Origin of the sequence: Legionella gresilensis (genome assembly GCF_900639865.1) — a bacterium.
GTDB lineage: Bacteria > Pseudomonadota > Gammaproteobacteria > Legionellales > Legionellaceae > Legionella_C > Legionella_C gresilensis.
This window is the reverse complement of sequence record NZ_CAAAHX010000009.1, coordinates 147,751-158,338: the sequence shown is the minus strand read 5'-3', so window position 1 is coordinate 158,338 and position 10,588 is coordinate 147,751. Positions and strand designations below refer to the sequence as shown.

The window sequence follows — 10,588 nt, the reverse complement described above, 5'->3', positions numbered from 1 at the left end:
CTTGTGGGCTAATAGCAGCAAGCATATTGACTTTAAAACGGCTTCCTGTCTTTTGAATGACAGGCGTTTTATCTAGCTTACTTTTTGTTAATAAACCACTTAGCCGAATTGAAATGGAAAGAGCCCATGATTTGTTAGGAATGTCTTCTGTAACATCTAGGTTAATTAGTACCCAACAAACCCTTATTGATCAAGCAAGTGGAAAAATTGCAACAAGGCTTCTTTCTTTTTTAGGTGAAACAAGAAAAACAAAAGATCAAGTACAACTTGCAGTAGTTTGTTCTTCACTACGTAAACCAGGTGAAATAAGTGCACCGATTCATGATCAAGCATTAAGAAGGGCTGCTACATGGGGGCGTTTATTTGAACTTAAAGTATTAATTAAATCAATGCCAAAATCCGATCTCAATAAAATAGATGCCACCTATGAAAGGACAGCATTACATTGGGCTGTTTCGCATAAAAATTTAGATTGTGCTCGCGCTTTGGTAGAAGTTGGGGCATTATTAGATATTCGAGATAAGGAGGGACAAACTCCTTTACATAAAGCTGTAATTAATGGCGATCGCCCAATGATTGAAATGCTTATAAAATCAGGTGCTTCTATAGATATTAAAGATGCAAATGACAAATCCCCTGACAAATGTACAACTGATCAAAGTATCTTATTATTTATTAATGATTGTCACGCTTATAATCATCCACAAATCTTAAAGAAGTATAAGTAGGACAGAAACACTGTATTAATATAATTTAAAAAAGAATTCATTAGTTTTTTTCTATGCACTATTTAAAAATTAAAATAAAGTGCATAGTCCAATCTTTTACGCCTACTAGAAATTATAATATTAGGCATATAGTCATAATAAAATTAATCAACTTCGTGAAAAAATAAATTTAATATTGGCGAGTCGATGTAGAAATTAAAATGCCTTGAAGCTCATATAAATATGACTTGTATCTAAGTAATTTTTCTTTTTTATTTATATGGCCGAATCTAATTAATTAAAATCAGTTAGCAAATTATTAGCCTCTTCTTTTGGTACGAGTAATTCGATTTCTTTTTTACAGCAAACGTAAAGATACTCTTTTTAACGAATTGCCCTTAGACATAATCCAAAAAATTAGTGATTATGGTCAAGATCCCAATAATGAGATTTGTAAGGCACTACACTATGCAGCTTATGCACGGAAAGAGGATGTAGATGCCCTATTGGCAATGCTAGAGACTAATCCATCTCTTCTTCAAGCAGGGAATGTAAAAACCCCTGACGGTGATGAGGTAAGACGCATTACGATTTATGAATTTTTATTAGGTGCCGGAGATTTTGAGCTGGCTAAGAAAGTACAACCTTATTTTACAAAAATAAAAAATGGTGAGCAGGAAAGACTACGACAATATGAACGCTATAAACCCCATATTGATAGGATGCTAAAGCAACAGCCCTATAATTTAGCGCCTTTGATTGAATTAATTAAAAAAGCATCGCCTGAAGAAATAACGGCTTTGCTCTATAAAGAGCCAACTGATGAGACTGAATTAGGTCGCGCTATGCTTAAATTTCGCAAGGATTGGTCACCACGCGTCATACGTAAACCCGGTATGCATTATAACTATTCCAGTCTTAACCATGCTATCAAGTTACTGCTTGATGAATGGAAGACATTATATGAAGCAAGTGGAAATAATGATGACAAGATTAATTTGGTATGGCGCCAGTTGATAGGCTTTGAAATGAGGCGCTTACCTGGTATTGATAGATGTGTCATGGCTCAAGGACTTTATAATGTGGTAGAATGGGGTGCAGCTATTGCACGAACTTATAAATTTGGAAGTGATTTAACAGGGGCTGAGTTCCCAGTTACTGATTCTAATGATTCGATTGAGTGGTTAGGCAGTGATTTCGCAGTTACTATGTTTGGCTCATTCACTCATTTTGTGGCAGCCGGTTGGTGGGCAGGTTCGCGCGGGCAATGCGAAAGAACTTATGTTGAACAAAAAGCTTTAAGACTACAGAACTTAGGCAGTGACATTCAGCCTAGCAATAACGAGCGGCCATCCCCCCACGATGAAGATAATTTCTGATTTCAGCGGGAAGATGCCTCATCAATGGGCCTTGATTTAACTTACTTTGCCTGCATTGCTTAAGTCCGTGGATGAGAAACCAGACATATAGGCTCACCTTTCATTTTTACTTAATCAATTGTGAGCTGAGGCAAAGATATATAAATACTTTCAATAATTACTAGCTCTGGTTTTTCCTTCGCCACTTAGATACTTTTCATAGGCTTTACTATAAGTTTTTTGATTGATTTTATTTAGATTATAAAAATCTTTTTTACTTGAAAGTTAAAATCTCATATTCGATTTTATCTTCTACATCAATTTTACTGGCATTAATATCAAAGGATAGCAAATAAAGAGCTCCTAAAATTATGATCTAGGGCTTAGATAAAAAACTATATCCAACGTAGGTGAAACCAAATTTTAACTGCAAGAATTTAATTGATTACTCTGAGTGGCCAAATAAGCTTAAATATGATTTATTTATTAAAAAACCTAAAATTAAATACCAACCAAGTACGGGAGCTGCGCCAGCCCCAATAATAGGGACTGGAAAGTTACCAAAACTCGTAACTACAAGCTGAGTAAGAAAATAAATGATATATGTTATAGCAAGAATCCCATCATCATAATTTATTTTCAGTTTCTGTTTAATAGCTAAAAATATGGGAAATATTAGAATGAAAATAGTTAATATTATTCCCAAAATGCCTAAAAGCCCCATTGTTATGGCTAACCTCAAAATTAGCTCCACTTGCTTTACCGCTGATAATGCATCTGGCTGATACCAAGCGAATATTATACTCATGGCAAATATAATAAAAACGAAAAGGCCATCTAAGTAAGAGAGATTTCTAGCGAGCAAAAAAAGAATAATAGATCCAAATCCAAAAGACGTCGTTTGTCCAGCGTCCGGCTGAATGACTAGAATAAATTCTATGCTAGTAAATAATAATAAAGCAAAATATTTTCTTTGACTGATTAGCTTGCTGATTATATAGAGCATTAATGGGATAATTATCATTGACATATTTAAGGGTATGCTGCCAACAAAAACCCATCGATGTATATCATTTACTCCGGGAAATAAAAAACTACTCCCTATTAAGATAAGACCAAGCGAAGCTACAAAAATAATATTCTGAACAAATTTATTTTTAAGCTCACAAGCAATCAATATAGATATTGGAATTCCTAAAAAAACACCAATTAGATTGGAAGTGAAAGGCAATATTGAAAGCTCGTTATGGTAAGCAACGAAAACACCGAAAATTATTGCCATCAATGGGGAGAGCAATATAAAAAATAAATTGATTTTCTGTATTTTCATTATTTACCTTGTGAATCCAATAAATACAAAAGAAAATGCTACGTAGAATTAATCTAGATATTAAAACTAGTTAAGGGCAGGAAAAAAATTTTTTAGCAGCTTATTTTATTACTTTACTTTTTATAGAGATGAATTTTTCAATAGAACTATAAACAAGCTATCATAGTCTGATATTGAGCCAGTAGATTTGGCTCAGTGTTAATCGCCTCATGCAATACTATGCTTTTTATTTACACTTACATTATCAATAAAGCAATCTATCTTAATGTGCATTCTGGTTTTATATCCTTATTTATTATTCCTCTTATCTCTTGCCTTTCCTAACCAAAAAAAATATACATCATGAATTATTTTTTCTGTATTTTTAGCTAAAATCCAAGCCTCAACTTCCTGACAAATACCATTGTTCATATCCTTTTCATATTGTTGTAGAAAAAAGCAATTAACTATTTCATTTCTATACTACCCTTAGGTGGTAATTGGATAGAGGTGGTTTCAACTTGTTTCTCAAAAGGAATCACTAAACTAAGTAACGCTGACTCTATATAAAGTAAATCCGAAGACCAATAAAGACTTTGCGAAGCAATTACTCAATCAAAATATTTTCCGTTAGGATGTTGAGTAAAATAGTTCTCAAAGTTTTAAAAAATTCATTGCTATCGTACATTTCCATTTTATTTTCCTACGACTTAAATTTAATATAAATAAAAATGATTGGGGAACTGTAACCAATTGCTATCAGGGTAATGCGTTTCTAAGGTTTCAATAAATTGAAAAGATAAGGCTTTGCGGGAATAACTTGAATTATTTACTGGACTGCAATGAATAAAATTACCATGAAATAATAATGCGTCCCCAGCTTTAACTTCTAGAGGGGTATAATAATAATTTTCTGATTCAAAATCAGGTATATACACATCATTAAGTTGCTCGAATTGTCTTGTTTTAGATCGGAGATTAACGCGCGAAACCCATTTTAAAGGCCAATTGTTACTACCCATAATGCCATACATACAAGCATTTTCTATACAGGCATCCTCTAATGCTAGCCATAAAACAACCACTGAAGTAGGCTCAGTATAAGCAAAGGTTGATTCTTGGTGTGGTCTAACTTCACTACCTGCACCATGAGGATACTTAGGGATGTAAACGCTTAAATGACAAATTGGTTTTTTAAATCCTATTCCCTGCAACATTGTTACTAGCATCGGGTGACGATAAACTATTTGCTGCATCATTACATATTTTTCTATAAGATGCATACCATGCCCAATCCGATTAACTACTCTTTTATTATTAAGTATTTCGTAAAATATATGTCCTTTACAGCTGGACGATTGAAAATAAGGTTCAGTGACATATTCTTTCGGCTCTAAATTTGGCTGCAATGGATTTTTTGAATAAAAGCAAATAATTTCATTATTCCAATTTTGCGCAATATCTAATTCTGCATCATGTTGGATGATTTCAATTTCATTCAATAATCGAGTTAAGGCAATCTGATTAACATAGTTTTTGAGAATAATAATGCCATTTTTCTTATAATTGTTGATCACTTGACTCCTATTAAATTGCAGATCATAAAAGCTATATTTTTTTAATTTACTTGGGGGAGTAATTTTCATTTGCAGCCCTTGCTAAATAGTTAAAAATGGACAGATAACTTTTATATCTAACTCAGGGTGTTTTTTTCGCATGATGGTGTAATTTAAAGGAGTAATTATAATTTCTGTAGATGCACTAGCTTCCGCACTAATAAGATGGCCACCAAAAAGATGAAAATTAGCATCACCTAAAGCTGCATGAATGTGTATAAACCAACCCATATCAACCAATGTTACATTGCCAGTCAAAGATGCAATCTCATAGGTATCTAGAAATAATTTTTTAACCTGCTGTTGGGTATCACGATGATAATAACCAATTGTGACATTGGATAAAGCACCAAGCCCGCTAATAATTGCAGATTTTAAACCAACATAGGAAGCATAATTCATTATGCTTTGAAATAAATTATCACCTTCTTTTAGACTTAAGATAAAAGGGGAATTTTCTTGTTTAGGCATAGTAATAGCTCCTATTGTATATACAATAAAAGCCATCACCAAAAGTCTAATCATAGGTTTAGTCAGGATGACTCAAAGAGTACCAAACCCTAAAACTTTCTTACTTTAAATTAAAGCTATTTCAATACGACATGTCAATATTTGTAAATGATCTATATTTACACTAGCTAAATCAGTCTCTCAAGTTTGCCAAAAATGTCATCCCCATCTTCTATGGGAATGACATTGCTTTCAGCTTAGCTAAACTTTAAAGACAGCTTATACGTTATAAGTTCATGTGTAGCGTTACGCTCGCTTAGTTAAAAAAATGAGTTTGACGTATCATGGTTGTACGAACTCGCATCATGATGAGCGCTCGGGTCATTAAAAAATGAAGAATGTCCATAAGATGAGCCTGTGTCATGCGAAGTATGGTGCGTGTAAGAGTTCGTATCGTTGTGATGATGAGAAGGCTCAGGCACTATTGAACTCTGAGTGTGGTGGCTATGAGTAGGTATACTTGTTTCGTAAACATTAAATGGTAACAAGATATTAAGGTCATTATTTGCATGATGGTCATGGTGATTATGATGCCCATGATGATGGCCTACTGGATGACATAAGGTATTATGACTTGAATCAGTTTGGTTGGAAGGACAATTATCCTGATTAGTTAACAACGTCTGCATATAGGCTGCCTCTGTCACTAACCTGAGCATGTCAGATGTATTGCCGGATGATGACGCAGACGCACGATACGGCGTTGGCTTTGGCAATGAAGTCGCGCTTATTACATTCGTCCTGGTTTGCGGTTTTTTACTTGCAATTTTCTCTTCATACGCCTGTATCTTCATAGCACATGTTGAATGACCAAATAGGCGGTGATATTTTTCGTCCTTCAAAGGGGATACCTTAGCAACTTGCAAAAGGTGAAAAGCTTTACTGTAGTCATGTTGCAGAACATAGAGTTTTGCAAGACGGATTACATCCTTCGTAAGATGTCGCGCTTGCGACTTTGCCATGTCACTTTTAATGAGTTGCTGTTCTTGAGTGGACAATTTTGCTGATAAGTCCGTTAAAGCTTTTTGAATTTCTTGTTTTAAAGCCGTAAAATCTTTTTGTGGTTTCGTTATGAAGTTCCTTTTTAAAAACAACGCATTAAAAACTTATTTCCAGCAAAATACAATTAATTTTTTGGGTTCTAATATATGCTAAATACAATGAAAATACTGATATAAATAAACCTTAATTGCGCTGCACTGCATTAAGGCTACGTTAGCTAAAATTGACCTGGCAAACACTACTGTAAAATTGGAAATTGTCAGATCAAGTCTGGATTACTACATGTCAGGAGAATAAGTGATGAAGCAACTGGGATTATCAATCTTATTATTTACGTTGGGAGTCTTTATTACTGCTAGCGCTCAAGCGAGTCTGTTTAGCAATGAAATGACTATTGGTGATTTCTACACACACTATCCAGCAGCCGTACCACCAAAACTACTAGATCCGATGTTTTTTGCTAATTCATCTTTTCAAAACCTTTTTCCTGGCGCATCGGTATTACATGTTGATTCTCGAAATTTTCTTGAAGAGTCTTTACTAACCACCTATGCTCAAGGTGATATTTTAATTTCTGCTATTCGAAGTGAACCAGGATTGGCAGACTTGGTGGTGAATTTTCCACAACTTAATGAATTAGAGCGTATTGAAGTGATGAATCGCATTTTTGCATTACAAGTAAAGGGCTCAGGATTACCCGCTCCAGAGCTAATCTTAGATAACTCTGCACGGAAGTCGACGTTCTTTCAGTTTGATCCGGCTAAGCCAGGCACTGGCAAAGTCATACTAAATCCGGTAAAACTTTTTGCAAGTAGTAATCCTCATGCGGCACTTCTCTTTTTGATTCATGAAACGCGGCACTCTTATCAATTCCAGATGGGCTTTAGCGGTATAGCCTCAGTCGATGCAACAGCATATCAAGCAGGGTTCCTTGCCCAAAAGCAGATCTTTGATCAAGGGCTCAAAGTCTCATTCTGTGATTTTCTAACTTTAAATCAAGAATATGAAGCTTTTCTCTTTGGCAACTATGTCATGGAAGTTCTAACAAACGGTGCTGTTAAAACTACAGATATGGGTACATTGGCAAGTCAATATCTAATAAGTTCCGGTCTGAGACTGGATCTACCAAAATTAGCACGAGAAACCGATACCCAAAACCTTCTTGAAGCATTCAATGAATTGGAAAAAACGCAGTACGAAGAATATTCCAGAGGATAAGGCTCTAATTGAGTTCTAAAATTATGAGCCAGCATAAATATACCTTTAGAACCGAGCAACAATACAAAAAGGTGACAGCTACTTTTTTGAATGAATCAATTCTTTAGGCCAAAATTCTTTGGGATTTTCTTCATCTTTCAAATAATTGCTTACTACAATACCATTTTGGGTTATTGTCCGTGTTTCCCTGTCCATTTTTTTGTTTGAGTCAGGATACTCACAAATATCTTTAGAATCTTTATTTGATAGTGCAAAAAAATAAAAAGGTTCATCACTATGATTATACATTTGATGACTTACGTGCGTTTTAAAGAAAAAAACGTCCCTGCTCTCACTTGAAAAAACTCATCCTCTTGTCTTACGGTTGCTTCCCCTTTAATTGCTAAAAATAACTCTTCTTCCTAGTCATGTTTATGGTAAGGACAACTAAATTTACCCGGATCTAATCGTTCTAAATGAAACCCTAGTTTTTCTGCCTGCCATACACTAGACATCTCAACACTGCAACCTGAGTAATTTTCACTCATTCTCCAAGGAGCAAAATTTATAGATTCTGCGGAAAAAATATTCATGATACATTTCATCTTTAGAGCTTCCTCATGTTTATAAATTGGTGGGATTTTACGGTCTATGACTTTGGGCCAACATTGATTATAGTTAGCTTATTAGCTTATAGTTTAATTCAGCGACTCTAGGCTCTTTTCTCTAAAAGAGACTAAATATTTAATCACTTCGTATTCATTAGATTAGATTTTATGTACCCCTGTATGCTACCTTAATAGAAAAAAATTACTCTTACTTTTATGAATAACTGGATTATAAAAAATATTTTATTAACCGTACTAGCGACACATTCAGCCCTAGGCTTTACTGAACCACACCGAGCTAGTGTCTCTAAAGAAGAAGTCAATGGAACATTCATTATGTCTTTGCCCGCTCCTCATCAAGATGTCGCTAATACATTGACTGTTCAGACTTTAGGTGGTGGAAAACTTAAAATTTCCTTTAACCTAATCTATCCATATGAAGCCAATGGTGAACTACAGGCTAATACAGGTGAGCTATCTGGAGTCGCTAACATTAAAGGGGACACCGCTGTCTATTCCTCTTCGGAATATGGACATTGTACAATTACTATTACTTTTATTAAACCAGGTCAATTAACTGTTAACCAAGAAGGAGCCGATTTTGATTGCGGCTTTGGCCATAATGTTTATGCTAATGGCACTTATTTTAAAAAGCAGAAATAAGCACCTCATTTAGCTCTTAATAAATATACTTACCTAAAATAGAGTTAATTATCTTGTATGATAAAATAACCTTATTTTTATTTATAAGTAGGGCTCATAAATAAAATAATCATCAAACTAATTATGGTAAAGAAGCATCCATTTTCAGCCAAATATTAATATACTCAAAAAGCATCTATCCATAAAGTTTAATCTTAGGTAGCTTTATAGGGCTTATATTATAGGGATTCTGACAATCCACCTATTTTGTTAGTAGAGAATTTATTCTGATTCTGTTTCATTTCGTCCCTCAGGTTGTAAGTATAAAGTTACCCAGATTTAGACAACCCTCGAAGTTATTTAATAACTTAAGTGTTATAAATATTGTCAAAATAGATATAAATTGATATTATCGATAAATATTTAATCAAATAGAGATTATGCTCTAAATAATTTATTACTTATAGGAAGGGCTTATGAAAAAATGGTTAATGTTAGGTCTATTATTTTCCGGCCGCTTTGCGCAATCTCAGACTTGTGAAGATACAGAATTAAATCCTAATAATGCTATTTCAGGTATAAATCCAAATGCTCTCGCAAACGGAAACTTGTTTAGATCAGTTTGTAACACACAGGGCCATTTTGCTAATAGTTGGTTTCACACTAACTTAGCCTCTAATCAAGAAATTAAAGAAGTAGACCAACTAAGAGGAAAATACTGGTCGAATATGCAGCCAAAATTAGCAGCTTTAGAAGCTAAATTAGAAAGCGTAAGAAAAGGATTGTTCCCGGATTATAAACAATTTAACGAAATAAGTGGATATTTTAGAAAGATAGCACGTACGGCAGAAGCAGCCAAAATACGACGTCATGAGTCCTCTGGTTTTTGTGGCGAGGCAACTGCTGCAAGTATTGTCAATAGTCTATTAGCTCAAATTCAAGAAGGGTATAGGCAATCAGTTCAACATATTGTTATTGAAACAGCAGATAAGAAGGTCAATCATGCTTTTGTTTTATATAATAGCGAGCCATTAAAAAGCCAAAAAATTACTAATCAGCGGTTAAAAGAAATTCTTAATTTAACTCCCTCACAAAATGAAGATACCCGGGTTATTTGTGATGAATTTGATCATTTTCATGGTGCAGCCTCAGAATGGTTTGATAACTTTTTTAATTCTAAAGAACATAATTATGGTGATTTTGAGTACGTAAATATAAAAGTAACAGATTATTCTTTGCCTACATTCCGTGGTAATTACAATGCTAAGCAGAGAAAATTTATAAAAGAGGAACTTATAAGTTTATTAAAAGAAGTTAAGCGTTGTAATAAAAATGAAAACATGGCTGAGTGCAATTCTAATAATACTAATGAATTACCTAGTCCCTTCTTAGTATGAGTTTAATTCATATTATCAAGATTAAGCTAGATAAATTTAATAACTGGCTTTATACAATTTATCTTGTATATCCTTAATCCATTTCAGGTAAAAACTTCGCAAGAGCAGCCTTAGCACGTAAGAATGATATAATAACTCATTATTGAGCAAGCTCGACAGAAGAGATACAACTGGCCATTTCTTTCTAATTCTACCCAATCGTCTATAATTCAATTTAGCTAGATTGAATTATAGAGCAACTA

General features: G+C 34.1%; 12 protein-coding genes. 5 read left to right on the top strand and 7 right to left on the bottom strand.

The window, feature by feature from the left end; all coding sequences use genetic code 11:
- Positions 1–56: 56 nt before the first annotated feature.
- Together E1P04_RS12470 and E1P04_RS12465 are read left to right on the top strand one after the other, a co-directional pair.
- Positions 57–728 (top strand): ankyrin repeat domain-containing protein, encoded by a 672-nt coding sequence (locus E1P04_RS12470; protein ID WP_131783230.1) that lies wholly within the window; start codon positions 57–59, stop codon positions 726–728.
- Positions 729–1,039: 311 nt separating this feature from the next.
- Positions 1,040–2,086, top strand: a complete 1,047-nt coding sequence (locus E1P04_RS12465) for a hypothetical protein (protein WP_131783229.1) — start codon at positions 1,040–1,042, stop codon at positions 2,084–2,086.
- A 424-nt stretch (positions 2,087–2,510) separates the two neighbouring features.
- On the opposite strand, the gene E1P04_RS12460 is transcribed toward E1P04_RS12465, so the two are convergent.
- From E1P04_RS12460 to E1P04_RS12445, 5 genes are all read right to left on the bottom strand, one after another.
- On the bottom strand, positions 2,511–3,395 hold the full coding sequence (locus E1P04_RS12460; RefSeq protein WP_131783228.1) for a hypothetical protein: 885 nt from the start codon (positions 3,393–3,395) through the stop codon (positions 2,511–2,513).
- 288 nt (positions 3,396–3,683) lie between these two features.
- Positions 3,684–3,806, bottom strand: coding sequence for a hypothetical protein (locus E1P04_RS18255; RefSeq protein ID WP_282433122.1), 123 nt, complete (start codon positions 3,804–3,806; stop codon positions 3,684–3,686).
- A gap of 284 nt (positions 3,807–4,090) precedes the next feature.
- Positions 4,091–4,951, bottom strand: coding sequence for a phytanoyl-CoA dioxygenase family protein (locus E1P04_RS12455; RefSeq protein ID WP_282433121.1), 861 nt, complete (start codon positions 4,949–4,951; stop codon positions 4,091–4,093).
- Positions 4,952–5,032: 81 nt separating this feature from the next.
- A complete protein-coding gene (locus E1P04_RS12450; RefSeq protein ID WP_131783226.1) occupies positions 5,033–5,461 on the bottom strand; it encodes a PPC domain-containing DNA-binding protein in 429 nt (142 codons plus the stop codon).
- Positions 5,462–5,760: 299 nt separating this feature from the next.
- On the bottom strand, positions 5,761–6,216 hold the full coding sequence (locus tag E1P04_RS12445; protein WP_207386022.1) for a hypothetical protein: 456 nt from the start codon (positions 6,214–6,216) through the stop codon (positions 5,761–5,763).
- A gap of 586 nt (positions 6,217–6,802) precedes the next feature.
- On the opposite strand from E1P04_RS12445, the gene E1P04_RS12440 reads away from it, so the two are divergent.
- The gene (locus tag E1P04_RS12440) at positions 6,803–7,720 is read left to right on the top strand and encodes a hypothetical protein (RefSeq protein WP_131783224.1); all 918 of its coding nucleotides are present in this window, start codon (positions 6,803–6,805) and stop codon (positions 7,718–7,720) included.
- 78 nt (positions 7,721–7,798) lie between these two features.
- On the opposite strand, the gene E1P04_RS12435 is transcribed toward E1P04_RS12440, so the two are convergent.
- On the bottom strand, positions 7,799–8,008 hold the full coding sequence (locus E1P04_RS12435) for a cupin domain-containing protein (RefSeq protein WP_131783223.1): 210 nt from the start codon (positions 8,006–8,008) through the stop codon (positions 7,799–7,801).
- Between the two features lie 113 nt (positions 8,009–8,121).
- Positions 8,122–8,292 carry a cupin domain-containing protein gene (locus E1P04_RS12430; RefSeq protein WP_165482771.1) on the bottom strand — a complete coding sequence of 57 codons (171 nt, stop codon included), beginning with the start codon at positions 8,290–8,292 and terminating at the stop codon, positions 8,122–8,124.
- Between the two features lie 231 nt (positions 8,293–8,523).
- On the opposite strand from E1P04_RS12430, the gene E1P04_RS12425 reads away from it, so the two are divergent.
- Together E1P04_RS12425 and E1P04_RS12420 are read left to right on the top strand one after the other, a co-directional pair.
- A complete protein-coding gene (locus E1P04_RS12425; RefSeq protein WP_242604458.1) occupies positions 8,524–8,970 on the top strand; it encodes a hypothetical protein in 447 nt (148 codons plus the stop codon).
- Between the two features lie 455 nt (positions 8,971–9,425).
- Positions 9,426–10,346: a hypothetical protein gene (locus E1P04_RS12420; protein ID WP_131783221.1), complete on the top strand. Its 921-nt coding sequence runs from the start codon at positions 9,426–9,428 to the stop codon at positions 10,344–10,346.
- Positions 10,347–10,588 lie beyond the last annotated feature (242 nt).

Coding starts and splice junctions, on each gene's coding strand:
- E1P04_RS12470 (WP_131783230.1), top strand. CDS start 57: ATGACAGGCGTTTTATCTAGCTTACTTTTTGTTAATAAACCACTTAGC.
- E1P04_RS12460 (WP_131783228.1), bottom strand. CDS start 3,395: ATGAAAATACAGAAAATCAATTTATTTTTTATATTGCTCTCCCCATTG.
- E1P04_RS18255 (WP_282433122.1), bottom strand. CDS start 3,806: ATGAACAATGGTATTTGTCAGGAAGTTGAGGCTTGGATTTTAGCTAAA.
- E1P04_RS12450 (WP_131783226.1), bottom strand. CDS start 5,461: ATGCCTAAACAAGAAAATTCCCCTTTTATCTTAAGTCTAAAAGAAGGT.
- E1P04_RS12440 (WP_131783224.1), top strand. CDS start 6,803: ATGAAGCAACTGGGATTATCAATCTTATTATTTACGTTGGGAGTCTTT.
- E1P04_RS12435 (WP_131783223.1), bottom strand. CDS start 8,008: ATGTATAATCATAGTGATGAACCTTTTTATTTTTTTGCACTATCAAAT.
- E1P04_RS12430 (WP_165482771.1), bottom strand. CDS start 8,292: ATGAATATTTTTTCCGCAGAATCTATAAATTTTGCTCCTTGGAGAATG.
- E1P04_RS12425 (WP_242604458.1), top strand. CDS start 8,524: ATGAATAACTGGATTATAAAAAATATTTTATTAACCGTACTAGCGACA.
- E1P04_RS12420 (WP_131783221.1), top strand. CDS start 9,426: ATGAAAAAATGGTTAATGTTAGGTCTATTATTTTCCGGCCGCTTTGCG.